Annotated in this window: 21 protein-coding genes and 1 tRNA gene; 9 read left to right on the top strand and 13 right to left on the bottom strand. The window is 64.5% G+C overall.

Features of this window, described 5'->3' with window-relative positions:
- Nucleotides 1-28: 28 nt before the first annotated feature.
- From U0025_RS01345 to U0025_RS01360, 4 genes are all read right to left on the bottom strand, one after another.
- Nucleotides 29-202: a helix-turn-helix domain-containing protein gene (locus tag U0025_RS01345; protein ID WP_004210706.1), complete on the bottom strand. Its 174-nt coding sequence runs from the start codon at nucleotides 200-202 to the stop codon at nucleotides 29-31.
- 175 nt (nucleotides 203-377) lie between these two features.
- A complete protein-coding gene (locus U0025_RS01350; RefSeq protein WP_004210709.1) occupies nucleotides 378-1,277 on the bottom strand; it encodes a hypothetical protein in 900 nt (299 codons plus the stop codon).
- Nucleotides 1,274-2,470, bottom strand: coding sequence for a tyrosine-type recombinase/integrase (locus U0025_RS01355; protein WP_037491021.1), 1,197 nt, complete (start codon nucleotides 2,468-2,470; stop codon nucleotides 1,274-1,276). The genes U0025_RS01350 and U0025_RS01355 overlap by 4 nt, the downstream gene beginning before the upstream one ends.
- Nucleotides 2,471-2,634: 164 nt before the next feature.
- A tRNA-Cys gene (locus U0025_RS01360) sits at nucleotides 2,635-2,708 on the bottom strand.
- A gap of 190 nt (nucleotides 2,709-2,898) precedes the next feature.
- Here U0025_RS01360 and U0025_RS01365 point away from each other — a divergent pair.
- From U0025_RS01365 to U0025_RS01400, 8 genes are all read left to right on the top strand, one after another.
- Nucleotides 2,899-3,531 (top strand): protein-L-isoaspartate O-methyltransferase family protein, encoded by a 633-nt coding sequence (locus U0025_RS01365; protein WP_004210712.1) that lies wholly within the window; start codon nucleotides 2,899-2,901, stop codon nucleotides 3,529-3,531.
- Between the two features lie 10 nt (nucleotides 3,532-3,541).
- Nucleotides 3,542-4,984 (top strand): TolC family outer membrane protein, encoded by a 1,443-nt coding sequence (locus tag U0025_RS01370; RefSeq protein WP_004210713.1) that lies wholly within the window; start codon nucleotides 3,542-3,544, stop codon nucleotides 4,982-4,984.
- A 69-nt stretch (nucleotides 4,985-5,053) separates the two neighbouring features.
- A complete protein-coding gene (locus tag U0025_RS01375; RefSeq protein WP_004210714.1) occupies nucleotides 5,054-5,542 on the top strand; it encodes a DUF2497 domain-containing protein in 489 nt (162 codons plus the stop codon).
- Between the two features lie 141 nt (nucleotides 5,543-5,683).
- Nucleotides 5,684-7,744, top strand: coding sequence for an alpha/beta hydrolase family protein (locus U0025_RS01380; protein ID WP_004210715.1), 2,061 nt, complete (start codon nucleotides 5,684-5,686; stop codon nucleotides 7,742-7,744).
- A gap of 38 nt (nucleotides 7,745-7,782) precedes the next feature.
- Nucleotides 7,783-7,998 carry a hypothetical protein gene (locus tag U0025_RS01385; protein WP_004210716.1) on the top strand — a complete coding sequence of 72 codons (216 nt, stop codon included), beginning with the start codon at nucleotides 7,783-7,785 and terminating at the stop codon, nucleotides 7,996-7,998.
- Complete coding sequence (locus tag U0025_RS01390; protein WP_004210718.1) at nucleotides 7,995-8,591, top strand: AAA family ATPase; 597 nt, start codon at nucleotides 7,995-7,997, stop codon at nucleotides 8,589-8,591. The genes U0025_RS01385 and U0025_RS01390 overlap by 4 nt, the downstream gene beginning before the upstream one ends.
- A 47-nt stretch (nucleotides 8,592-8,638) precedes the next feature.
- Entirely contained in the window at nucleotides 8,639-11,338 is a 2,700-nt protein-coding gene (locus U0025_RS01395; RefSeq protein WP_004210720.1) for a valine--tRNA ligase, read from the top strand.
- Nucleotides 11,339-11,382: 44 nt separating this feature from the next.
- Entirely contained in the window at nucleotides 11,383-12,834 is a 1,452-nt protein-coding gene (locus tag U0025_RS01400) for an MATE family efflux transporter (RefSeq protein ID WP_004210721.1), read from the top strand.
- Nucleotides 12,835-12,848: 14 nt separating this feature from the next.
- On the opposite strand, the gene U0025_RS01405 is transcribed toward U0025_RS01400, so the two are convergent.
- A complete protein-coding gene (locus tag U0025_RS01405) occupies nucleotides 12,849-14,513 on the bottom strand; it encodes an ATP-binding protein (RefSeq protein ID WP_037491025.1) in 1,665 nt (554 codons plus the stop codon).
- 237 nt (nucleotides 14,514-14,750) lie between these two features.
- Here U0025_RS01405 and U0025_RS01410 point away from each other — a divergent pair, with 237 nt between their 5' ends.
- Nucleotides 14,751-15,833, top strand: coding sequence for an acyltransferase family protein (locus U0025_RS01410; protein WP_004210725.1), 1,083 nt, complete (start codon nucleotides 14,751-14,753; stop codon nucleotides 15,831-15,833).
- Between the two features lie 4 nt (nucleotides 15,834-15,837).
- On the opposite strand, the gene U0025_RS01415 is transcribed toward U0025_RS01410, so the two are convergent.
- From U0025_RS01415 to U0025_RS01450, 8 genes are all read right to left on the bottom strand, one after another.
- Entirely contained in the window at nucleotides 15,838-16,842 is a 1,005-nt protein-coding gene (locus tag U0025_RS01415) for an LLM class flavin-dependent oxidoreductase (RefSeq protein WP_026109036.1), read from the bottom strand.
- Between the two features lie 45 nt (nucleotides 16,843-16,887).
- The gene (locus tag U0025_RS01420) at nucleotides 16,888-17,319 is read right to left on the bottom strand and encodes an Hpt domain-containing protein (protein ID WP_004210730.1); all 432 of its coding nucleotides are present in this window, start codon (nucleotides 17,317-17,319) and stop codon (nucleotides 16,888-16,890) included.
- A gap of 55 nt (nucleotides 17,320-17,374) precedes the next feature.
- The gene (locus tag U0025_RS01425) at nucleotides 17,375-17,611 is read right to left on the bottom strand and encodes a sulfurtransferase TusA family protein (RefSeq protein ID WP_026109037.1); all 237 of its coding nucleotides are present in this window, start codon (nucleotides 17,609-17,611) and stop codon (nucleotides 17,375-17,377) included.
- Entirely contained in the window at nucleotides 17,601-18,965 is a 1,365-nt protein-coding gene (der, locus tag U0025_RS01430; RefSeq protein WP_004210731.1) for a ribosome biogenesis GTPase Der, read from the bottom strand. The genes U0025_RS01425 and der overlap by 11 nt, the downstream gene beginning before the upstream one ends.
- Before the next feature lie 32 nt (nucleotides 18,966-18,997).
- Nucleotides 18,998-20,347 carry an outer membrane protein assembly factor BamB family protein gene (locus tag U0025_RS01435; RefSeq protein WP_004210733.1) on the bottom strand — a complete coding sequence of 450 codons (1,350 nt, stop codon included), beginning with the start codon at nucleotides 20,345-20,347 and terminating at the stop codon, nucleotides 18,998-19,000.
- 8 nt (nucleotides 20,348-20,355) lie between these two features.
- Complete coding sequence (locus U0025_RS01440; protein WP_004210734.1) at nucleotides 20,356-21,054, bottom strand: tetratricopeptide repeat protein; 699 nt, start codon at nucleotides 21,052-21,054, stop codon at nucleotides 20,356-20,358.
- Nucleotides 21,055-21,128: 74 nt separating this feature from the next.
- Entirely contained in the window at nucleotides 21,129-22,001 is an 873-nt protein-coding gene (gene panB, locus U0025_RS01445) for a 3-methyl-2-oxobutanoate hydroxymethyltransferase (RefSeq protein WP_004210735.1), read from the bottom strand.
- A 102-nt stretch (nucleotides 22,002-22,103) separates the two neighbouring features.
- Nucleotides 22,104-24,563, bottom strand: a complete 2,460-nt coding sequence (locus U0025_RS01450; RefSeq protein WP_004210737.1) for a TonB-dependent receptor — start codon at nucleotides 24,561-24,563, stop codon at nucleotides 22,104-22,106.
- Between the last annotated feature and the right edge of the window lie 37 nt (nucleotides 24,564-24,600).

Below are 24,600 nucleotides of genomic sequence, written 5' to 3' on the forward strand. Positions count from 1 at the left end.
AAGGCTGGGGCCATGGAGCGCCTGCGGGTCAGATGGCTGTGCGGGACTGCGCCAATCGCCGAATGGATTCGGTGGTCAGCAGCGTTCGCCTGCCGATTTTGATGGCGTCGAGACCACCGGATTTTATCAGGGCGTAAACCGACGACCGCCCGACGCCGAGCGCCTTGGCGGTGTCATTAATCGATATGGCAATAGGTTCCATGTGCGTGTCTCCATGCTGCCGATTCGCGGCGAGAGACATGCCAAGTTGCACATGGTTGCCGGTGCGTCGTCCAGCAATGGGAAAGCCGTCGAAGTCTGCCGATGACGCTGGTTACAGAAATGCAGAGACGTGGTTCGGAAATGCCATTGGGGCGATCGAAAAACGAGAACGCTGGTTAGCCGCCTTCGGCGGGCGCGATCGTTTCTATATGTGCGCAGATTTTTTCCGCATAACGGGTCAGTTGATCGCGGCGCGGCACGTCACCGGACGCATCGGCATTTGTTTCGAACCATTCCGACAGCCAATCCTTGACGGTGGTAATCGCCGCCGGTCGATCCTTCACGTCCAATGCGCATAGCCGGGGATCACCGATCAGCGCGATTATCGCATCGTCATAACGGTATTTAGTGTTCCGGCCGGGTCCGCCTCGGCGCTTCGGTCTGCTCATCGCGAGCATCGTCTCGACATCATCGCGATGAAGGTAAAGGTCGGCGGGCAGCGACATTGCCGTTGGATAACGCATGACCATCCCCCGATCCTTGCTGTGCTCGGAAAACAGGAAATAGCGCAGCCTACCAAAAAACTGCCTGCGTTTGAGCGGAACCCGCTTCTTGCGGAGCCGGGAAAGATAATAGGCTTTCGGGCCGTCCACCTTCTGCAAATAGCCCAGCACCTCGTCAAAGAGCCTGTCCGGCGCGTGCGGCAGTTTCAACGGCGCGTCGGGGATTTTCAGGCCATAATGATAAGCCTGCCGCCAAAGGTGCGGCGCTATCGTCGCCGCTAGCGCGGCCAAGGTGAAGTAGAAGAAGAGGTCCGTTGCTGTCGAATGGCCCGATACAAGGAGGCCGATCAAAAGGAGGACGGACAGGAACCCGAATGCAAAGCTGATGACGAAGGCGAGATTATAATATCGAACCGGCGACGGCTTGGCGTGATTGATGATCGCGGCGTTAAGGCTCAAGCCCTCGTCCAGATCGTCCGATCTAAATTGAGCCAACACCTTCCAGAGCGGCACATTGTCGGCTTCGTCCCCGTCTGCGAAGATTTTCCAACCTTCTCCGGGGCGACCTGTCATCTATTTCCTCCTTCGCGCAATTCATCCAGATAGTCGCTCCACCATTGCGCCATTTCAACACGCTCAGTCCAATAGGCAGACTGGTTGTATATGCGCCGGACGCTGCCCGCGACCATGTGCGCCAGCGCCCGCTCGATCGCGTCGGGGTTCCACTTACCGGATTCGTTCAAAAGCGAGGATGCCGATGTGCGAAAGCCGTGGGCCGTCATCTGTTCCTTGGGATAGCCCATCCGGCGGAGCGCCGCATTGATCGTATTCTCACTGATCGGCCGTGTCCGCGATCTGATCGACGGGAACACGTAGCGTCCAGAACCGGACAGGGTCCGCATGTTGGTGAGGATCGCGAGAGACTGCCGCGACAAGGGCACCGAATGAGGCTGGCGCATCTTCATCTTGCCTTCCGGAATGATCCAGACCGCCTTGCCAAAATCTACCTCCGTCCATTCCATATGACGGATTTCGCCGGGGCGCTGGAACACATGGGGCGTCAACTTAAGCGCGTGCATTACGGCGGGGTCACCTTGATAATCTTCGATCGCGCGAAGCAACGCCCCGAATGTGACCGCATCGGTGATTGCCGGAAAATGCTTGACCCTCGGGGTTGTCAGCGCGCCGATCAGCAATTGAGCCGGATCGCGCTCCGCCCGCGCCGTCGCAACTGCGTAGCGAAACACTCGACTGGCGAAGGCGCGCAACAGATTTGCCGTTTCCAGTCGGCCCCGGCGCTCGTGCTTTCGCAATTCGTGCAACAATTCCTGCGGTGTGATCTCGGCCACCGGGCGTTTGCCATAGTCGCTTCCTAGCAGTTTCACGAACCAGCGCATCTTTGCCAGCGTCGGCTCCGCCATCCCCTCCCGCGCCTTCTTCTCGATCAGTTCCTGCGCCACACTGGAAAAGCTGTTGCTGGCGCGAATGCCCGCCTCGATGCGCTCTTGACGCTTAACAAAATTGGGATCGATCGAATGAGCTAGTTGCCTTCGTGCTGCATCGCGGGCGCTACGCGCTTCGGCCAAGGTGATTTCAGGGTAGGAGCCTAACGCCAGTTTCCGCTCCACGCCGTTCATGCGATATTTGACGCGCCACAGTTTGCTACCCCTTGGATTGACCAGCAGGTATAAGCCCTGCGAATCCGAGACCTTGTAAGGCTTCTCCTTGGGCTTCGCCTTTCTAATTGCGGTGTCAGTTAGCACGATGGGGGCCTCGCATTCATGGAGGCTTGGCGAAGCCCCCTGATTAGGCCCCCAACATCTGCAAGTATAGGCAAACAGAGGCCATCACTGGCAATCAGCGAATGGCCATAAACTATCGGAAATCAGGGGTTTCTTCAACCATCAGCACACCTAGGCTGACAGGTTTATGGAGGCCCGAGCCGGAATCGAACCGGCGTGCAAGGATTTGCAGTCCTCTGCGTCACCACTCCGCCATCGGGCCTTCCGTGCGGTGGAGGCGGCAAATGTCTGCCTTTGATCGCAAAGTCAAGCGCGGGAAGGCGAACAATCCCAAGAATCTCGCTCTCCATCGTGGAAAGCCGCTTGGCGCGGGGGAAATGCTGATTTAGAGGTCCGGTAATTCCCTAAGTGTATTGCATTGCCAATACAGTTGTGCCAAGCGAGGAACTATCGTGACCGAGCAGAACTTTTCTTCGATGCGGACCGCCATGGTCGAGAGCCAGCTGCGCACCAGCGCCGTGGACGATCAGCGCGTGATCGCCGTGATGGCGAAGGTGCCGCGCGAGGACTATGTCCCCGCCGAGCGTCGGGCCATGACCTATGTCGATCGCCCGATCCCGCTGGACGGCGACCGTGCGCTGAACCCGCCGCTGGTCACTGGTCGTCTGCTCAAGGAAGCCGATGTCCAGGCCGGCGAGAAGGTGCTGCTGATCGGCGCCGCGACCGGTTACAGCGCGGCGCTGCTCGCCGAGCTGGGTGCGCAGGTGACGGCGGTCGAGGTCGAGGGTGGTGCGGAGATCGCGGTGCCCGGCGTGACCGTGGTGCGCGGCCCGCTGGCCGCCGGCGCATCGGCCGGTGCGCCCTATGATGTTCTTTTCATTGACGGCGCGGTGGAGGAAGTCCCCGCTGCGCTCGTCCAGCAGCTAGTCGATGGGGGACGGGTGGTGACGGGCGTCGTCGAACGCGGTGTCGCTCGCCTGTGCAGCGGCCGCGCGGTGGCGGGCGTGCTGGGTCTCGCCAGCCTTACCGACATGGAAATGGTCGTGCTTCCCGGTTTCGCCGCGCCGGAGCAGTTCGTTTTTTGAGACAGGATAGATGACAGCAAAGCGTATGACCCTTCGGCGCCAAGCCGCTACAGCCTTGCTGTTGCTATCCTCCTCCATGGCAGGGGTGGCGCATGCCGAAACCCTGCAGGGCGCGCTGGCCAAGGCCTATCGCACCAACCCGACCCTGACCGGCGCGCGCGCCGGTCAGCGGGCGACGGACGAGAATGTCCCGATCCAGAAGGCGGCGGGGCGGCCCACGGCCAATTCGCAGCTCCAGTTCCAGGAACTGGTGATCCGCCCGTCGAACAGCTTCCTGGCGCCGCATCGGTCCGCCAGCGCCAGCGGCAGCATCGATGTGCCCATCTATTCCGGCGGCACCGTGCGCAACAGCGTGAAGGCGGCGGAAACGCGCGTCGAATCGGGCCAGGCCAATCTGCGCGGGACGGAGGCGAGCGTGTTCTCGCAGACTGTCGCCGCCTATATGGACGTGATCCGCGACATCGCGCTGGTGTCGCTCAATGCGGCGAATGTGAAGGTGCTGGAGGTCAATCTCCAGGCGACCAACGACCGGTTCGAGGTCGGCGATGTCACCCGCACCGACGTCGCCCAGTCCGAATCGCGTCTGGAACTGGCCCGGTCCGACCTGCAGCGCGCCGAATCCAACCTGATCACCAGCCGCGAAAATTATATCGCGATGGTCGGCGAGGCGCCGGTCGATCTGGAATCGCCGCCCGCTCTGCCGGGCCTGCCGGCCGATCCCGACAGCGCCGTGCGCGTCGCGCTGGCCGATAATCCCGATATCCTGGCTGCGCAGAAGTCGCGTGAGGCGGCGCGTTATGACGTGAAGGCGGCCAAGGGCGCCACGCTGCCGACCCTGAGCGGGTTCAGCCAGGGCAGCTATACCGACTATATGGACAAGGACATTGCGGCCAACAAGCAGGCGGCCGTCGGTGCGACCCTGACCATTCCCTTCTACCAGGGCGGTCGCCCGGCCGCACAGGTGCGCCAGAACCAGGCGCTCGAGTCGCAGGCGATCGAGCGGCAGATCGAGGTCGAGCGCGGCGTGATCTCGCAGGCGCGCGCCGCCTATGCCGCGTTGCAGGCGTCGCTGCGCACGATCCAGTCGAGCCAGAAGGCGGTCGATGCCGCCGAACTGTCGCTGGAAGGCGTGCGCGCGGAAAATTCGGTCGGCAGCCGCACCATCCTCGACATCCTCAATGCCGAGCAGGAATCGCTCAACGCCAAGGTCGAACTGGTGACCGCGCGCCGCAATGCCTATGTCGCCGGCTTCACCCTGCTGGCGGCCATGGGCCATGCCGAGGCCGACGATCTGGGCCTGGAAAGCGGCACCCTCTATGACCCGATGGTCAATTATGATCGGGTCGAGGGCAAGTGGTTCGACTGGGACTATGACGGCAAGCCCCAGGCGGTTTCGACGCGTACCGTTGACACGCCGGCTCAAAACGCCAAAGTCGATGCCGTGCAGCCTTAACCGCTTGTTAACCTGAACAGGTAATCTTGGCGGAATAGGTGCGGAATGAAATTTGGACGGGAATTATCCATGGGTGACATGACCAAGGAACCCTCGATGGAAGAGATACTCTCGTCCATCAAGCGGATCATCGCCGAAGAGGGCGAGGACGCCGTTCAGGCCGCGCCGCAGCGCCGCCAGAAGACCCCGATCGACCTGAGCGCCGCGTCCCATGCGGTGATGTCGGCCGAGGTCGAGGAAGTGCTGGAACTGACCGACGAGATTCCGGTGGAGGAAGTGATGCCCGCGCCCAAGTCGACCCGCGCCGTGAAGGCTGTGGCCCCGTCCGAATCGGACGGCGACTCGATCCTGTCGGTGGAAAGTGAAGTGGCCGCGCGTCATTCGCTCTCGGCCCTGTCCACCATGCTGGTCAGCCCGCGCGAGGGCGAGGACAATACGCTTGAAGCTCTGGTTCGCTCGATGCTGCGGCCGATGCTCAAGGAATGGCTCGACGCGCGCCTGCCCGCGCTGGTCGAGGACATGGTCGCCAAGGAAATCTCCCGCATCACCGGCCGCTGAGGCCGACAGGCCGGCGATCGCGCGCCGGCCTCTTGCCGGGGGCGTAAGGCGCGCCTAGACCACGGATCATCTCATCGACGCGCCCGGCCGTGCATCGCATGCGCCGGCACGCCGTGTTTTCGATCCGAGGGTGATTTTTCCATGAAACATATCCTGCTTGCCGGCCTTGGCGCACTGGCCCTGTCGCCGATGCTGTCGTCTGCGCTGGTGGCGCCGGCGGCTGCCCGTCCCTTCACGCCCAATGACATGGTGTCGCTGGACCGGGTGTCGTCGCCGACCGTATCGCCGGACGGCAAGTGGATGGCCTATCAGCTGCGCAGCACGGATCTCGCCAATAATCGCGGCCGCACCGACCTGTATCTGCTGGCGATCGACAAGGCGGGGCAGGCGCCCCGGCTGATCGCATCGGTGCCCGACAAGAATGAAGCATCGCCGGTCTTTTCGGCTGACGGCAGCGCGCTTTATTATGTCTCCAACGCCAGCGGTGACGACCAGCTGTGGCGCGCGCCGATCGCCGGTGGTCAGCCAGTGCAGATCAGCAAGGCGCCCGGCGGCATTTCCGGTTTCCTGCTGAACACCCAGGGTGACAAGGTGGCGCTGTGGGCCGACCGTCCGGTCGGTGCGCGCACGATCGACGATGTACAGGCGCCGACCCCGCCAAGTGCGGGCAGCGGTCGAGTCTATGACCAGCTGTTCGTGCGCCACTGGGATACGTGGAGCGACGGCCAGCGTTCGCAGATCTTCGTCATGCCGGTCGCGGGCGGCAAGGCGGTGTCGGTGATGGGCGGCCTAGTCGGAGACAGCCCGTCCAAGCCGTTCGGCGGGGCGGAGGAACTGGCATGGAGCGCGGATGGCAAGACGCTGTTCTTCACCCTGCGCGAGGCCGGGCGGATCGAACCGCTGTCGACCAACCTCGACATCTTCAGCGTACCGGCCGATGGCAGCGCCAAGCCGGTCAACCTGACCGATGCCAATGATGCGACCGACACGATGCCGGTGGTGTCGCCCGATGGCAAATGGCTGGCCTATGCGGCGATGAAGCGGCCCGGCTATGAGGCTGATCGGCTGGTCCTGATGCTGCGCAACATCGCCACCGGCGAGACGCGCGCGCTGACGCAGGGCTGGGATCGTTCGATCGGGTCGATCGCCTGGGAAGCCAATGGCAAGGGGCTGCTGGTCACCGCCAATGACGTGCTCGACAATCCAGTGTTCCGGGTCGATGCCGCATCGGGCAAGGTGACGCGCCTCACCGAAAAGGGCCATGCCGGCAGCGTCGTGCCGCTGCCCGATGGCGGTTTCGTCTATGCGCTGGACAGCATCCGGTCGCCGGCCGATTTCTGGAAGATGCCGGCGAAAGGCAAGCCGGTGCGCCTGACGAATGTCAACGCGCAGAAGCTGGCCGGGGTGGATGACGTGTCGGTCCAGCGCTTCAGCTTCAAGGGTGCCAATGGCGACACGGTCTGGGGACAGATCGTCAAGCCCATGGCTGCCAAGGGCAAGCTGCCGGTCGCCTTCCTGGTCCATGGCGGGCCGCAGGGCAGCTTCAACGACAGCTGGTCCTATCGCTGGAACCCCAAGGCGTTCGCCGCCCATGGCTATGCTGCGGTGATCGTCGATTTCCATGGCTCGACCGGCTATGGTCAGGCCTTCACCGACGCGATCAACCAGGATTGGGGTGGCAAGCCGCTTGAAGACCTGAAGCTCGGCCTGGCTGCTGCGGCGGCGAAGGACGCCAATGTCGATGCGGGCAATGCCTGTGCGCTCGGCGCCAGCTATGGCGGTTACATGATGAACTGGATCGAGGGACAGTGGGCCGATGGCTTCAAGTGCATCGTCCAGCATGACGGCGTGTTCGACGCCCGCGCCATGGCCTATGAGACCGAGGAACTGTGGTTCGATGAATGGGAGCATGGCGGCCCCTATTATGAGAAGCCGGAGGAGTTCGAGAAATGGAACCCGGTCAATCACGTCGCCCAGTGGAAGACGCCGATGCTGGTCGTGACCGGCGAGAAGGATTTCCGCATTCCCTATACCCAGGGGCTGGCCGCCTTCACCGCGTTGCAGCGGCGCGAGATTCCGTCGCGCCTGGTCGTCTTCCCGGACGAGAATCACTGGGTGCTGAAGCCCAAGAATTCGCTGCAATGGTACGACGAGGCGCTGGGCTGGCTGGACCAGTGGACCGGCGCGGCCAAGGGCAAATGAGCCTTTGAGGGCCTGGCCCGGCCTGCTATATTGACCCCATGGCAAAGATGAAGGTCGATATCGTCGATGGTCCCATCGACCTCGGCAAGCCGGGCAAGCCCAGATACCGGACCGTCCACAAGGACGGCAAGGCCGTGAAGCTGCGGGTGGTCGATGCCGACAGCCCGCAGTTCGAGGCCGAATTCCTCGCCTCCTTCCGCGCCAGCGTTCGCAAGGCGCGGGAAGAGAATAAGGCGATCAGGGACAAGATTTGATCGGCAAGGGCCACGCGCGGCCGCGCCTGTGGATCGTCGCGGGCCCCAATGGCTGTGGCAAAAGCTCGGCCTATGGTCGCAGCGACGTGGCCGAATTTGATGGCTCGGTCTGGATCATCAATCCCGACCTGCTGACCGCCCGGTTGCGGGAAAGTGAGGGGCTGGCGCAGGACGCCGCCAATCTGGCGGCCGTGCAGCGGATCGAGGCCTGGCTGGATGCGTCGATCGACGTGCATCAGACCATCGGCGTGGAGACCGTGCTGTCCAGTCCCAAATATCGGCGGTTGGTGGAGAAGGCGCGGGCGCGCGGCTTCGAGATACGGCTGATCTATGTCTATCTGGATTCGGTGGAGCGCCAACTGGAGCGGATCGCCTATCGCGTGGCGAAGGGCGGGCATGATGTGCCGGCCGACAAGGTGGCGGCGCGGCGCATAAGATCCTTTGCGCAACTGCGCTGGTTCTTCGACCAGGCGGATCGGGCCTGGGTGTTCGACAACAGCCTGAGCGAACCGCAACTGGTCGCCCGCAAGGGGGATGGCGGCATCACTATCCGCGCTGGTCTGCCGTCCGAAGTCATGGATAGCCTGATCTGACGCGCGCCATGCCTTGCGTGTCGTGCGGCAGGCGTTAAAGCGCGATCATGACCGAACTGCCCAAAACATTCGACCCCGCCGCCATCGAGACCCGCTGGTACCAGCATTGGGAGGCCAATGGCCTGTTCCGTCCGGACCGTCCGGGCGCCGAACCCTTCACCATCGTCAATCCGCCGCCGAACGTGACCGGCAGCCTGCATGTCGGCCATGCGCTCGACAATACGCTGCAGGACATCGTCGTGCGCTATGAGCGGCTGCGCGGCAAGGATGCGCTGTGGGTAGTCGGCACCGACCATGCCGGCATCGCGACCCAGATGGTGGTCGAGCGGCAGCTGAACGCGGCTGGGCAGAAGCGCACCGATTTCAGCCGCGACGATTTCGTCGCCAAGGTGTGGGAATGGAAGGCGGAAAGCGGCGGCGCGATCACCAGCCAGCTGCGCCGTCTGGGCTGTTCGATGGACTGGGCCAATGAGCGCTTCACCATGGACGAGGGCTTTTCCAAGGCCGTCATCAAGGTGTTCGTGGAACTGCACCAGCGCGGCCTGCTCTATCGCGACAAGCGTCTGGTCAACTGGGACCCGCATTTCCGCTCGGCCATTTCCGACCTGGAGGTCGAGACCAAGGAAACGCAGGGCGGCTTCTGGCGCTTCCGCTATCCGCTGGCCGACGGCGTGACCCTGGCCGATGGCAGCGACCATATCGTCGTCGCCACCACCCGCCCGGAAACCATGCTGGCCGACATGGCGATCGCCGTGCATCCCGACGATGCCCGCTATCAGGCGGTCATCGGCAAGGAAATCCTGCAGCCGATCACCGGCCGCCGCTTCAAGGTGGTCGCCGACGAACATGCCGATCCGGAGCTGGGTTCGGGCGCGGTCAAGATCACGCCGGGCCATGACTTCAACGATTTCGAGGTCGGCAAGCGCGCGGGCATGAAGGCCGCGGACATGCTCAACATGTTCGATGCCGACGCCAATGTCGTGCAGACCGCCGATGGCCTGATCCCCGATCGCTTCCTGGGGCTGCACCGCTTCAAGAAGGACGGCGTGGACGGCGCGCGCGAGATCGTCGTCGCCGAGATGAAGGCGCTGGGCCTGCTGGTTCCGCACGTCACCAAGAACAAGGAAGGCGAGGAGGTCGCCGCCGATTTCGAGCCGCGCACGATCCAGACCCCCTATGGCGACCGTTCTGGCGTGGTGATCGAACCCTGGCTGACCGATCAATGGTATGTCGACGCCGGAAAGCTGGCGGTGGCGCCGATGCAGGCGGTGCGCGACGGCCGGATCGAGATCGTCCCCAAGAGCTGGGAAAAGACCTTCTTCAACTGGATGGAGAATATCCAGCCCTGGTGCGTGTCGCGCCAGCTGTGGTGGGGCCACCAGATCCCGGCCTGGTTCGATGACGAGGGCAATGCCTATGTCGCCGAAACCGAGGAAGAGGCGCAGTCGCAGGCCGGCAACAAGAAGCTGGTGCGCGATCCCGACGTGCTCGACACCTGGTTCTCGTCCGCCTTGTGGCCGTTCGGCACGATGGGCTGGCCGGAACAGAGCGAGACGCTCAGCCGCCATTATCCCAATGACCTGCTGATCTCCGGCTTCGACATCCTGTTCTTCTGGGATGCGCGCATGGCGATGCAGGGGATGGAGTTCATGGGCGATGTGCCGTGGAAGAAGCTCTATCTCCATGGCCTGGTGCGTGCGGCCGATGGGCAGAAAATGTCCAAGTCCAAGGGCAATGTGGTCGATCCGCTGGGCCTGATCGACAAGTTCGGCGCGGACGCGCTGCGCTTCTTCATGGCGGCGATGGAAAGCCAGGGCCGCGACGTGAAGATGGATGAGAAGCGGGTCGAGGGTTATCGCAACTTCGCGACCAAGCTGTGGAACGCGGCGCGCTTCCTGCAGGCCAATGGCGTCACCGCCTCGACCAGCCGCGAAGCGCCGCACGCCGCGCTGCCGGTCAATCGCTGGATCATCGCCGAAACGGTGGCGACGGTGCAGGCGATCGATACCGCCATGGCCGAACTGCGCTTCGACGCCGGCGCCAACGCCATCTATCACTTCGTCTGGGACCAGTATTGCGACTGGTATATCGAACTGACCAAGGGTTCGATGGACGACGAGACGAAGGCCGTTGCCGGCTGGGCGTTCGACCAGATCCTGGTCATGCTGCACCCCTTCATGCCCTTCATCACTGAAGAGCTGTGGCAGCTGACCGGGCAGCGCGCGCAGGAACTGATCGTGGCCGAGTGGCCGGTCGCCCTTTATGAGGTCGACACCGACGCACAGGGCGAGATCGACTGGCTGATCCGTCTGGTGAGCGCGATCCGCACCGCGCGGACCGAACTCAACGTGCCGCCGGGCGCCAAGCTGCGCATGGTCGTGCGTGACGCGTCGGAAACGACGCGTGGCCGCCTGGATCGCCAGGGTGCGGCGCTGGCGCGCCTTGGCCGGATCGAGAGCCTGGCCTTTGGCGAGGATGTCGCCGGCGGCGCGGCGCAGATCGTCGTCGACGAGGCGACCTTCATCCTGCCGCTGGAAGGCGTGATCGATATCGCGGCGGAAAAGACCCGCCTCGAAAAGGCGCTGACGGCAGCGGCCAAGGAACGGGATTCGCTGGGCGGTCGCCTGTCCAACCCGGCCTTTGTCGAGAAGGCCAAGCCCGAGGCCGTGGCCAAGGCGCGCGAGGATCATGCCGAAAAGACCGCCGAGGCGGAAAGGCTGAAGGCGGCACTGGACCGGTTGGGCTGAGCCGCCTAGCCTGCGCCGCAATCGGGGATAAGGGGTAAGGGCGAATGGCAGCAGGGGCACAAGGGGCGCGGGACCTGACACAGGGGCCGATCGCCTCCACCTTGCTGACATTCGCCATCCCGACGCTAGCGTCCAATATCCTCCAGTCGCTGAACGGATCGATCAACGCGATCTGGGTCGGCCGCTTCCTGGGGCCACAGGCGCTCGCCGCGACGGCGAACGCCAATATCATCATGTTCCTGATGTTCTCCGTCGTGTTCGGCTTCGGCATGGCGTCGACGGTGATGATCGCGCAGGCGGTCGGAGCGCGCGACATGGATGCGGCGCGGCGCGCCTTCGGCTCGGCGGTCGGCTTCTGCTTCCTGCTGGCCATGGGCGTCGCGGTGGCGGGCTGGTTCGGCGGGCCGGCGCTGCTCCATCTGCTGGCGACCCCGCCCGAAGCGTTCGACATGGCACTGACCTATTTGCGCGTCATCTTCGTCGCGATGCCGGCCTCGCTGCTGAGCGTCATGATGATGATGGGGCTGCGCGGCACCGGTGACGCGCGCACGCCGCTGATTTTCATGATCCTGTCAGTGGCGACCGACCTGGTGCTCAATCCGGTGCTGATCCTGGGGCTGGGGCCGATCCCGGCGATGGGGATTGGCGGTTCGGCGGCGGCAACGGCGGCGGCGGGCTTCGTCAGCCTGATCGCGCTGGTCATCTATACCTATGCCAAGGATCTGCCGTTGCGGCTTCGCGGCGCGGAGCTTGGCTATCTCAAGCCCGCGATGGACGAGATGCGCGTGTTGTCGACCAAGGGCCTCCCGATGGGCCTGCAGATGATCGTCATGTCGACGTCCGGCCTGGTGATGATCGGCCTGGTCAATCGCGAGGGGTTTCTGGTGACGGCGGCCTATGGCGCGGCGCAGCAGATCTGGACTTACCTGCAGATGCCGGCGATGGCTATGGGCGCGGCGGTCAGCGCCATGGCGGCGCAGAATATCGGCGCGGGTCGGTGGGACCGGATCAGTCGGATCACCGGCTATGGCATATCCTATCTGCTGGCGATCACCGGCGCGATGGTGGTCGTCATCCTGATCTTCCACGAAGCGCTGCTGGCGCTGTTCCTGAGCCATAACCAGGCGGTGATCGATGCGGCCTGGAACATGCAGTTGCTGGCGAGTTGGAGCTTCATGCTGTTCGGCTGCACCATGATCCTGTTCGGGGTGATGCGCGCCAATGGCGTGGTGGTGGCGCCGCTGCTGATCCTGGTCTTCACCCTCTTCGCGGTGCGCCTGGGCTTCTATTATCTCACCTATCCCCGGATCGGCGTGGATGCGCTGTGGCTGAGCTTCCCGGTGGGGTCGGCCGTGTCACTGACGCTCGCGGCTCTGGTCTATTGGCAGGGCGGCTGGCGCAAGGCCAAGCTGATGGTGCCGATGCATGAAGAGGAATGCCGCGAGGCGGTGCATAGCGAGACCGAGCCGGCCGGTCGGATCGCGCCGACCGGCTGAGGCCGATACGCCGCTCAGCGGCCCTGGTTGCGCCAGCGGGTGATGGTGCGGGTGAGGATGTCGTCCTCGCCGCCGGCCTGGCGCCAGAGCTGGGTGAAGCTGGGATCGCCGGAAGCCGGGCGCCGCGCTTCTTCCAGATTGTCGAGCGCGACGCGGATCGGCACGGCGACACCTTCGCCGCAGATGATCGCCTCGCGGTTGCGCAGGGCAGGAATCGAATCAAGGAAACCGCGCGCACCTTCGGGCATGGCCGCCTTCACGAAGGCCTGGTCGCGGTCGTTGTTGAGGCGCATCGAGATGATGGTGCCGCACTGCGACAGCACGCCCTCGGCCAGATCCGACGGACGCTGGGTGATGAGGCCCAGTGACACGCCATATTTACGGCCTTCCTTGGCGATCCGTTCCAGGATGCGGCGCACCGCCTGACCGCCGCCGGCGGTGCTGGCGGGAATGTAGCGATGGGCTTCCTCGCATACGAGCAGGATCGGCCGTTGCGGTTCGTCGCGTGCCCATAGCGCATAGTCGAACACCAGTCGGGACAGCACCGAGACCACCACTGAGGTGATGTCGGAGGGCATGGAGGACACGTCGATGATCGAGATCGGCTTGCCGCCCGAAGGCAGGCGGAAGACCTTCGCGAGGAAGGCTTGCATCGAATCGGCCACCAGCATGCCGGAGAACATGAAGGAATAGCGCGGGTCGCCCTTGATCTCGTCGACCTTGGACTTGAGGCGCAGATAGGGGAGCGATCCGGTGCCCTTGTCGAGCTTGCCCATCTCGTTCTGCAGGATCGCGGTGAGATCGGACAGCAGATAGGGGACGGGCGAATCCACGGTCAGGCGGCCGATGCTTTCGGCCAGGCGGTTCTTCATCCGCGCGGCGAGCAGGCATTTGGCGAGGATGTCGCAATCCTGGGTGCGTTCGGCGCCTTCGGAGGTGACGAACACCTCGCAATGTTCCTCGAAATTCATCAGCCAATAGGGCAGGGCGAGGTTGTTCACGTCGAACACTGCGCCATTCTGCTGGAAGGCCGCGCCATATTCGCCATGCGGGTCGATCATGACGATATGGCCCTGGGGCGACAGGTCGCAGATGCGGTGCAGGATCAGCGCCGCGCTGGTCGACTTGCCGGTGCCGGTGGAGCCGAGCAGCGCAAAATGCTTGCCCAGCATCGAATCGACATAGAGCGCCGCGCGCGTGTCCATCGTGGGATAGACCGTGCCGATCTGGACATGCGGCCGGTCGTCGGCGGCATAGATTTGCTGCATGTCATAGCTGGACACCGGATAGATGTCGGTGCCGGGCGTGGGATAGCGGGTGACGCCGCGCCGGAAGCCGTAGATGCGGCCAGTCAGCTTTTCCTCATCGCCTTCGCCCAGAAAATCGATATCGGCGATGATCGCTCCGCCATCGCGCCGGTCGAGCATCAGCGACCGGATATTGGCGATCAGCCAGCGATCGCCGACCCGCATCTTCACCTGGCTGCCGACCTGGCCGGCCATGGCGAGGCAGGTGTCGGGATCATGGGCCAGCGCCGCGAGGCTGTTGGGATCGACCAGGATCTTCGAACTCGACCCGGCTATCTGGAACACCATGCCCAGCGCCTGGTGCAGGCCGGCAGACGATGCGGCAGCGCCCGTGTCGTGCGAAAATTGATGTGCGCCCGGCATCTGGGTCATGAGCCTCTATTGTCCCCCGCAGCCGGCACGCGTCCGGCAATCGACCAGATTGCTATCGGGGGGAGGTAAATATTGGATTACCCACGGGCCGAAATGCCCATTGCGGAACGGCCCGTGGAGCGCGGAAATCCGCGCTGATGCGTCCCATGATCCCGCTTCCGGCTCGCTCCGTCGCGGGGGAGGGGGAACAGGAGCGGGTTTCGGGCATTGGAAACCTGCCACAATCAGGATTTTTGCTTGCCCGATATCGTCTTGGCCAATGCGACGCGCCGTTCCGACGCGATCGCGATTGCGCGTGTGATCTGCATTCTGGGTGTCGTCTATGTCCATGCCTGGACCGGACGGAATGGCCAGGATCTCGAATTGCTGCGTGGCTCCCCGCAGGAAGGGTTGCGCTGGGTGCTGATGGAGATTTTCGGCCGTAGCGCGGTGCCGCTGCTGGGCCTGATCTCCGGCTGGCTGGTCGGCGGGTCGGCGCGCACGCGCAACTGGCTCGATCATGTCGGGCGCAAGGCGCGGACGATCCTGCTGCCGATGCTGTTGTGGAATGCGGTGGCGGTCCTGCTCGTGTCGGGCGCGGCCTGGCTGCTGGGCCTGTCGGCGCCGGTGCCGCAGTCGGGCGGCTGGATCGCCGAGGAATTGTTCATCATCAACCGCAATCCGGACATCAATGTCCAGATGCCGTTCCTGCGCGACCTGTTCCTGTGCATGGTGGCCGCGCCCTTGCTGGTGCGGTTGCCCAACTGGATGCTGATGGCGGTCGCGCTGGCAGCGCTGTCATGTCAGATTGCGGGGCTCGGGCCGCCGGTACTGATGCGCCCGTCGATCCTCTTCTTCTTCACCATCGGCATATTGGCCCGGCGCGAGGGCTGGGCGGACCGGGCCGCGGCGGTGCCGATGCTGGCAGCTTCCTTGCCCTTTGGTCTGCTGATGGGCGCGCAGCTCTATGTCTCGCTCAAGGGCGGGGCGGGGCTGGCGCCGCTGACGCTGGCGAGCCTCGACATGGCGGTGCGCATGGCGGCGTCGCTCTGCTTCTGGCGGCTGGCCTGGGCACTGGCGGAAAGCCCGGCGCGCGGCCTGCTGATGCGGGTCGAGCCCTATGCCTTCTTCCTCTTCTGCGCCCATCTGATCCTGATCTGGCTGGGCGGGCCGCTACTGGGGCAATTGTTCGGTCCGCTCGGATCGCCGCTCTATCCGCTCTATCTGATCGCCCAGCCCTTCCTGGTGCTGGCGGTGGTGATCCTGATCGGCAACCTGATGCAGCGCCTGTCGCCAACCATGGCCGGGCTGATGAGTGGCGGCCGGCTGGCCGCCACCTGAGGCATCAGGCCAGTTCGCGGGCGGCGATCGCCTGCGCCGCTGCCATGGCGATTTCATAGCTGCGCTTGCGCGCCGCCGGATCGAAGATCTGGGCGGCGATGATCACCTCGTCCACGCCGGTGCGGTCGATGAAGGCGGCCAGGTCGCGCTCGACATCCGCCTGGGTGCCGATGCTGGAGGCGCTCAGGACATCGGACAGCATGGCGCGGGCCTGCATCGGCAGGCTGTCATAATAGCCCGCCAGTGGCGGTTGCAGCTTGCCGGGCTGGCCAGTGCGCAGCCGCACGAAGGCCTGCTGCATCGAACTGGCGACCAGTTCCGCCTCCGCCGCACTGTCGGCGGCGAAGATATTATAGCCGGCCATGGCATAGGGGCGGTCAAGCTGGGCCGAGGGGCGGAAGTCGCGGCGATAGATGGCCAGCGCCTCGTCCAGCGCGGCCGGGGCGAAATGGGAGGCAAAGGCGTAGGGCAGGCCGAGCGCGGCCGCCAGTTGTGCGCCGTAGAGGCTGGAGCCGAGAATCCAGAGCGGGACATTGGCGCCTTCGCCCGGCGTGGCCTGAATGCCCAGTCGATCGTCGCCGGCGAAATAGGCCTGGAGTTCGAGTACGTCGCGGGGGAACTGGTCGGCCCCGCCGCTGAGGCTGCGGCGGATGGCCTGCGACACTTTCTGGTCGGAACCGGGGGCGCGGCCCAGGCCCAGGTCGATGCGGCCGGGGAACAGCGCGTCCAGCGTGCCGAACTGTTCGGCAATCAGCAGCGGCGCGTGGTTGGGCAGCATGATGCCGCCCGCGCCGATGCGGATGGAGGACGTCGCCTGACCGATATGGGCGAGCACGACGGCCGTGGCGGCCGACGCGATGCCGGGCATGCCATGATGTTCGGCCACCCAGAGGCGGTGATAGCCCAATGCTTCGACATGGGCAGCCAGATCGGCAGCGTCGGCAAGGGCGGCGGACACGTCGCTGCCTTCGCGGACAGGAACGAGATCAAGGACGGAAAAGCGGGTCATGGCCGCCATATGGGGCCATGGTCAGTTTTATTTCAATACCTAATATCAGCCGGCGCGACCAAAGCCCTGTGGTTCGACGCGGCGGCCGAAGGTGGGACGGCGCGCGACCAGCGGATTGGCGTCGCGATCGAGCAAGGCCATGGTCTCGGTAAAGCAGGGGCGCAGCGCCACCACGGTCTCGATCAGTTCGTCCGGGCTCTCGCGAAACTCGACGCAGCGGCGTGCGACCATTTCGATCTCCTCGGCCATGGCGCTGAGCCGATGGGCGCCGAACTGGGCTGATTCGCCCTTCAGCGTATGGGCCGGACGGACGAGGGAGACGGCATCGCGGTCGCGAAAGGCCTGCTCGATGGTGCCGATCGCCTTTTCACCATCTTCGCGGAAATAGCCCAGAATGCGCATGAAGGCCGTACCCAGCTCCGTGCGGGTCCGAGCAAAATCGTTCCAGTCCACCAGTTCGGTAGCGTGTTCGGGCACCTGCGCACTCCTTTCCTGACGCTCGCGAGATTAGCCGGCGGGCGTAAACAGCCGGTTAAGCCGGCACCTTGCTGAGTGCGAAACGCTGCGGGGAAAGGGCGGAAAATTGCCATCCATGCTGCTGCGCCAGGGCCGCCAACTCGCGCGGGGCGATAGCGTCATCGGCATCGATCGTCACATGATCTGCGTCACGCATAGCTCGGGCGGCGCGCAGGACGGGCCAGGGACATTTCATGCCCCTGGCGTCGACATGAAAGGGGGCGGCATCGGGGCCGCCCGCCTCATTTGGCATAGGGGTTCTTGGCGCTGCGCAGCGTCAGGCGCACCGGCACGGCGCCGAAGCCCAGTTCCTTGCGGATGCCGTTCACCAGATAGCGGCGATAGCTTTCGGGCAGTTCGTCAAGCCGCGTGCCGAACAGCACGAACGTCGGCGGGCGCGTCTTGTTCTGCGTGATGTAGCGCAGCTTGATCCGCTTGCCGGCCGGTGCCGGCGGCGGATTGGCCTCCAGCGCGGCTTCGAACCAGCGGTTGAGCACGCCGGTCGAAATACGCTGCGACCAGGCGGTGCGGGTTTCGAACGCGACCTTGATCAGGTCATCGAGCCCCTTTCCGGTGGCGGCCGACACGGTCATGATCGGCACGCCGCGGACCTGCGCCAGGCCGTCGAACAGCGCCTGCTTGATGCCCTGATACAGGGCCGAGCCATGTTCCACCGTATCCCATTTGTTGAGGGCGACGATGAGGGCGCGGCCTTCCTCCAGCACCTTGTCGGCGATGCGCAGATCCTGCGCCTCCAGCCCGCGGGTGGCATCGAGCAGCAGCACCACGACTTCGGCGAAGTTCACGGCGTTGAGGCCATCGGACACGGCGAGCTTTTCCAGCTTGTCCTGCACCTTGGCGCGCTTGCGCATGCCGGCGGTGTCGATCAGGCGAACGGGGCGTTCCTCGCCCTCATAGCTGGTCCACATCCAGTCGACGGCGATGCTGTCGCGGGTGATGCCGGCTTCCGGCCCGGTCAGCAGGCGATTCTCGCCGAGCAGTCGGTTGATGAGGGTCGACTTGCCGGCATTGGGGCGGCCAACGATGGCGAGCTTGAGCGGGGCGCTCTCCTCGTCCTCGTAAAATTCCTTCTCATGCTCCTCGCCATCCTCGCGTTCGAGATAGGGCAGCAGCGCCTGGAACAGGTCGGCCAGGCCCTGGCCATGTTCGGCGGAGAAGGGGATGGGTTCGCCCAGGCCCAGTATGAAGGCCTCCATGACGCCGGCTTCGGTCGCCTTGCCCTCGGCCTTGTTGGCGACCAGGATCACCGGGGCATCGCCCTCGCGCAGCCAGCGGGCGATTTCCTCGTCCAGCGGGGTGATGCCGGCGCGGGCATCGACCATGAACAGGGCGACGTCGCAATTCTCGACCGCGGCCTGGGTCTGCATGCGCATGCGACCAGGCAGGCTGTGGGGATCTTCATCCTCATAGCCGGCGGTGTCGATGATGGTGAAGTCGAGGCCCAGAAGATGAGCCTCGCCCTCGCGCCGGTCGCGGGTGACGCCGGGCTGGTCATCGACCAGCGCCAGCTTCTTGCCGACCAGGCGGTTGAAAAGGGTGGACTTGCCCACATTGGGCCGCCCGACAATGGCAACTGTGGGCAGCATGATGTGGGCCCGTTTCCTTTCTATCGCTGCCCTTAACGCAGCGCCGTCAGCTTGCCGTCATCGGCAAGGATGTAGAGCATGTTGTTGGCGACCACCGGCGAGAGCGACATGGACTTGTTCATGTCCACTGCCTGCTGGATGGTGCCGGTCGCCGGATCGACATAGTTGAGATCGCCATGGGTCGATACCAGAATCAGGCGGCCACCGGCAAGGACCGGGCCGGTCCAGCGGATCGCCTTGTCCTTCTTCTTTTCCTTCTGCCAGCGGCGCAGCTGGCTGATCCAGCGGATCTTGCCGGTCGCGCGGGCGACGCAGAGCAGCTTGGCATCGCTGGTGACGGCAAACACCCACTCACCTGCGATCCAGGGGGTGGAGATGCCGGCGATGTTGATTTCCCACAGGCGCTGGCCGCTGGTAAGTTCGTAGGAGGCCATGCGGCCGCCCTGGCCGATCGCGAAGACGCGGCCGCGGTCGATCACCGGATCGGCGTCGATGTCGGTCAGCGAGGCAACGGCGGTGGAGATGCTGGTGCGCGAGAGCGCATCGCCCCACAGGGTGCGGCCATTTTCATAGCGATAGGCGTTGATTTCGCCCGAGCTATAGCCCGCGATCACCGTGCCCTGCGCGGCGGCCGGAGCGGCCACGCCGAAAATGCCGGTCACCTGCAGCGTGCCGCTGTCGGTCCACTGGGTCGCGCCGTCGCTCTGGTTGAGAGCGAAGATCTGGTTGTCCTGGCCCATCACATAGACATGGCCATTTTCCAGCGTCGGGGCGCCGCGCAGCGGGCCGCCGGGATGGACCTTCCACCCGATCGAGCCATCGGCCACGTTCATCGACACGACGTCGCCGACGCCGGTGCTGGCGAACAGCTTGTCGCCCAGGACGCTGACGCCGCCGCCGAACAGGGCGCGGCCATTGCCTTCGGCCGGAAGGCTGGTCTGCCACAGCTTCTGGCCGGTGTTGGCATCCATCGCGATGACATGGGCGCCGGCGTCGATCACGAACAGCTTGCCGCCGGACACGACGGGGGCGGAGGCCAGGCGCGCCTGGGGCGTGCTGCCTTCGATCGATGCGGTCCAGGCCTGCTGCGGCGCTGCGCCCAGCGCCAGATGGCCCATCGCCTTGGACGGATCGCCGCCCGGCTGCGACCATTGGTCATTGGCGTAGGATTCGGGCAGGGTGACGGGCACGTCGGCCAGGGTCGGATCGACTTCGATCCCCTGCTCGTTCGACAGGATCGAGGTGCGGTTGCCGACCACCGGGGTCTTAGGGCCGCCCTTCTTGCCGCCGACCACGCCGCAGCCCGCCAGCATCGCAACCAGGGCGACGGTGGTCAGAGTACGGCCCATCGGGCCGAATTTCGTGATGCTGTGCTTAGCCATGCGCTTGCTTATCCCTGTACCGGTTCGGCGGGTGTTTCGACCGCATCAATTCCCAATAGCCCCGCCATCTGTCGCGCACGTGAACGGATCGACTGGGGCACATTCTCGTCCTTGGCCATGGCCGCGAACATCGGGCCGGCCAGTTCGGGCTTGCGCATCTTCATATAGGCGATGGCAACCAATTCGCCAGCGCTGCCGAACCAGGGCGCACCCTCGACGGCGAGGGGCTTGAGGCGGTCGACCACCTGCTGCGGCTTGAGCGCATCGAATTCGATCGTGGTCTGACGGATCAGGGCCAGGTCGCGATAGGGCTGGTCGAGCGAGCTGTCCGCCGCCATTGCCTTATAGGCTTCGATCGCGGCCTTGTTGTCGCCCTTGCGCGCGGCGAGGCCGGCCTTAACCAGCAGGGCGGAGGCGCGATAGCCGGGCTGGCTGGCCTTGGCCAGCGCATCGACATCCTTGGCATCGGGCGTGCCGCCGCCGACCGCAGTCGCCAGCATCTTGTCCATCTGTTCGGACACGGCTTCCGACTGGGTCTTGCTGTAATGCTGCCAATAGAGCCAGCCGCCAAAGGCGGCGAGGCCGACGATCAGCAGGACGGCCAGGGCGCGGCCATAACGCTGCCAGAAGGTCAGGAGCTGGTCCTGGCGGACGGCGTCATCGACCTCGCGCATGAAGGCTTCGCTGTTTTGCGGCGTCAGGGCCACGGGAATCTCCGAAAAATGGTCATTAGGGGCAGCCGGAAGGCGGGATCATTAGCGGCGTGGCAGGGACTCGCAAATCACTTTTTCGGCCGATAGACCTGATCATCGCCCGGAAAGCTGCGATTGCGCACCTCTGCGGCATAGCTTTCCGCCGCCTGGCTGATCGTTTCGGCAAGGTTGGCGTAGCGTTTCACGAAGCGCGCGGTGCGTTCGAACATGCCCAGCATGTCCTCCGCCACCAGCACCTGGCCATCGCAACGGGCCGATGCGCCGATGCCGATCACGGGTATGTCGACGCTGGTGGTGATGATGTCGGCCAGTTCCTCCATCACCCCTTCGACCACCATGCCGAAGGCGCCTGCGGCGGCCACGGCCTTGGCGTCGCCCAGGATCTTGGCATGTTCCTCCTGGCTCTTGCCGCGCGCGCCATAGCCGCCCAGCGCATTCACCGCCTGCGGCGTCAGGCCGATATGGGCCATCACCGGGATACCGCGCTGGGTGAGGAACCGGATCGTCTCCGCCATCGCCTCGCCGCCTTCCAGCTTGACGCCGGCGCAGCCGGTTTCGGCCATGACGCGGCTGGCACTGGCAAAGGCCTGCTGCGGCGATGCCTCATAGGAGCCGAAGGGCATGTCGACCAGGACGACGCTGTGATAGCTGCCGCGCACCACGGCGGCGCCATGGGCGATCATCATGTCGAGCGTGACCGGCAGGGTGGAGGGCAGGCCATAGATGACCTGCGCCAGCGAATCGCCGACCAGCAGCATGTCGCAATGCGGATCGAGCAGTTGCGCCTGGCGCGCGGTATAGGCGGTCAGCATCACCAGCGGCTCGTCGGTCTTGCCCTCGAACTTGCGGCGCTGGATCTGCGGCACGGTCAGCCGCTTCATCGGCGCGGGCGTGGGATTGGCGCGGCTGGTCGCGGTGTCGAGCGTGAAGGTCGTGGACATGGGGCGCGGTCTAGCCCAGCGCGGGGCGGCGTGCAAATGCCGGACCGGCCGGCGCGGCATGATGCACGCGCCGGCCGGCCGTCCTGTCCGTGTCCGATCGGATCAGAAGGAGAATTTGATCGTGCCGCCCCAGGTCTGCGGATCGCCGACCTGGCCGGCGATCAGGCCGGTATTGCCCGGCGCGACCTGAAGATTTTCGATATAGTTGACGTCGAAGGCGTTGCGCACCCAGCCGAACACATCGAAGCCTTCGCCGCGGAAGCCGGCGCGGACGTTGGTCAGGGCATAGCCCTTCACTTCGGTGTAGATGGATGGCGAAGCATTGCTGTTCCAGTGCGAACGGTAATTGCCGTCGACGCCCAGATAGAGCTGCCCGTCCTTCGCCAGCAGCGTGACCGGGATGTTATATTCCGCGCCGTAGGAGAAGGCCCATTTCGACACGCCGGGCAGGTTCTGCCCCGAAATGTCGCACTGGCGCGGGCTGAGTGCGCCGGGGACGCCGGGCTGCGAATAATCCGGGGTGGCGCCCGACGGCTGGTAGGTGCCGCCGGACAATTCGGGCGGACAGGGCGCGTCGACGAACTTCTTGTACTTGGCGTCGGTGAAGGCGCCATTGGCATAGGCGGTGAAGCGGTCGCTGGCGACGATCTTGAAATCCGCCTCGATCCCCTGCGAGCGGACCTTGCCGGCATTGGCGAGATAGCCGCGCACCGTGCCGAACTGGCCGCCATTCACGGTCGCCTGGAAATTCTTGATGTCGGTGCGGAAGGCGGTGAGGTTGAAGGTCGCCCGGCGATCCAGGAACTGGGTCTTGAGGCCGATTTCATAATGATTGACCGATTCCGGCTTCACCGTGCTGGCGTCATAATTGACCGTGTTGTCGGCGTTGAGCGGCAGGCCATTCTGGTTGATGCCCAGCGTCTTGAAGCTCTTCGCATAGGTCGCATAGGCCAGCACGTCCGGCGCGATCTTGTAATTGACGTTGAAGTCATAGGTGAAGTTCCAGGCGCTGTCGGACGGGGAACTGACCTGCGGCTGATAGACGCCGCACTGTTGCGTCGTCCCCTTGATGGTGCCGGGCTCCGCAACCGTGGTGCAACTGATGGCCTGGCCCTGCGCATTGGTGACGACACGCTGGTAGAAGCCGGACTTCTTGTCATAGTTCAGGCGCACGCCGGGCTGGATGGTCAGGGCGTCCGTGACCTTCCAGCTGAGCTGCCCGAACAGGGCGGCGCTGTCGGCCTTGAGCCATTGCGTGTTGCTGGCGGTCAGGCCCGCCAGAGTGGCCGGAATGTTGGCGGGATTGGTCGGGTCGGTCGAGGGGGCAAGGCTCCACTGGGCCGCATCTTCGCCCTGCTGTTCAGTGCCCTGGGTGTCGATCCGCTGCTTGAAGCCGAACAGACCGACGACGAAGTCGATGTCCTTGCTTTCGTAATTATAGCGGAATTCCTGGCTATACTGGTCCTGCTGCGATGGGTTCTGCGACTTGGAGACGATCGACAGGCCGGTGAAGTCGCGGTCATTTTCCGGCTTCCAGTCCCAGAAGCGCCAGGCGGTGACCGAGGTCAGCGTGCCGGGGCCGACATCCCATTTGATCTTGGCCGACACGCCGCCGATCTTGTTGCCGGCATTGAGGTTGGAATCGAGGTCCGTCAGCCGGTCATAGGGGTTGCGGCTGGGCACGACATAGCCCTGGGCAGCGGCCAGTGCATCATATTGGCGATTGAGCGGACGCTGGGTCTTGCCGACGCGCACGAAGGTGGTGCCGCAGCATTCGGGATCCTGCTTGCTATAGTCGCCCGACAAGGTGAGGCTGAAATCCTCGGTCGGCTGGAACAGCAACTGGCCGCGAATGCCCAGATTGTCCTGCTCGTTGATCCAGCGCTGGCTGGTCACATTGTAGAGCGTGCCGCGGCGGCTGGTCGCGGCGACGGCGATGCGGGCGGCGATCGTGTCGGTCAGCGGGCCGGAGACGGCGGCCTTCGCCTGCTTGTAATTGAGGTTGCCGACCGTTAGTTCGGCGCGGCCCTCGAAGTCGAAGGTCGGCTGGTTGGTCGTGATGTTGATCGCGCCCGCCGTGGTGTTCTTGCCATAGAGCGTGCCCTGGGGGCCGCGCAGCACTTCCACCTGGTTGACGTCGAGAAAGTCGAAGGTCGCGGCGGCGACGCGGCTGTTATAGACATCGTCGACATAGATGCCGACGCCCTGTTCGAAGCCGTCGCTGGTGAGGCCGAACGGCACGCCAAGGCCGCGGATGTTGACCGAGGTGTTGCGGGGATTGGTGGTGTAGACCTGTAGCGTCGGTGCGAGCTGCTGCAGCTTCACGATGTTGAAATTGCCGGTCGCCTCGATGCTGTCGCCCTTCACCACGGAAATGGCCAGGGGCACTTCCTGCGCGGTTTCCTGACGGCGGCGGGCGGTGACGACGATCACGTCGCCGCGCGGGCTGCTGGCCTGCTGGTCATCGGCGGCAGCGGGTTGGGCGGCTTCGGCCGCAAAGGCGGCAGGCGTGACAAATGACGCGCTCGCCACGCTGGCGAGCAACAGAAAACGCGCAATCATGTTCTTCCCCTTGGTTCCGGAGGTCCGGTGAGTTTTG

Origin of the sequence: Sphingobium yanoikuyae (assembly GCF_034424525.1) — a bacterium.
Lineage (GTDB): Bacteria > Pseudomonadota > Alphaproteobacteria > Sphingomonadales > Sphingomonadaceae > Sphingobium > Sphingobium yanoikuyae.

What these genes read in the sequence shown, in the direction of transcription:
- U0025_RS01425 (WP_026109037.1), bottom strand. Translation starts at nt 17,611, where the DNA reads ATGCCAAATGAGGCGGGCGGCCCCGATGCCGCCCCCTTTCATGTCGAC.
- U0025_RS01375 (WP_004210714.1), top strand. Translation starts at nt 5,054, where the DNA reads ATGGGTGACATGACCAAGGAACCCTCGATGGAAGAGATACTCTCGTCC.
- U0025_RS01380 (WP_004210715.1), top strand. Translation starts at nt 5,684, where the DNA reads ATGAAACATATCCTGCTTGCCGGCCTTGGCGCACTGGCCCTGTCGCCG.
- U0025_RS01385 (WP_004210716.1), top strand. Translation starts at nt 7,783, where the DNA reads ATGGCAAAGATGAAGGTCGATATCGTCGATGGTCCCATCGACCTCGGC.
- U0025_RS01415 (WP_026109036.1), bottom strand. Translation starts at nt 16,842, where the DNA reads ATGACCCGCTTTTCCGTCCTTGATCTCGTTCCTGTCCGCGAAGGCAGC.
- U0025_RS01405 (WP_037491025.1), bottom strand. Translation starts at nt 14,513, where the DNA reads ATGACCCAGATGCCGGGCGCACATCAATTTTCGCACGACACGGGCGCT.
- U0025_RS01435 (WP_004210733.1), bottom strand. Translation starts at nt 20,347, where the DNA reads ATGGCTAAGCACAGCATCACGAAATTCGGCCCGATGGGCCGTACTCTG.
- U0025_RS01370 (WP_004210713.1), top strand. Translation starts at nt 3,542, where the DNA reads ATGACAGCAAAGCGTATGACCCTTCGGCGCCAAGCCGCTACAGCCTTG.
- U0025_RS01395 (WP_004210720.1), top strand. Translation starts at nt 8,639, where the DNA reads ATGACCGAACTGCCCAAAACATTCGACCCCGCCGCCATCGAGACCCGC.
- U0025_RS01450 (WP_004210737.1), bottom strand. Translation starts at nt 24,563, where the DNA reads ATGATTGCGCGTTTTCTGTTGCTCGCCAGCGTGGCGAGCGCGTCATTT.
- U0025_RS01350 (WP_004210709.1), bottom strand. Translation starts at nt 1,277, where the DNA reads ATGACAGGTCGCCCCGGAGAAGGTTGGAAAATCTTCGCAGACGGGGAC.
- der (WP_004210731.1), bottom strand. Translation starts at nt 18,965, where the DNA reads ATGCTGCCCACAGTTGCCATTGTCGGGCGGCCCAATGTGGGCAAGTCC.
- panB (WP_004210735.1), bottom strand. Translation starts at nt 22,001, where the DNA reads ATGTCCACGACCTTCACGCTCGACACCGCGACCAGCCGCGCCAATCCC.
- U0025_RS01400 (WP_004210721.1), top strand. Translation starts at nt 11,383, where the DNA reads ATGGCAGCAGGGGCACAAGGGGCGCGGGACCTGACACAGGGGCCGATC.
- U0025_RS01345 (WP_004210706.1), bottom strand. Translation starts at nt 202, where the DNA reads ATGGAACCTATTGCCATATCGATTAATGACACCGCCAAGGCGCTCGGC.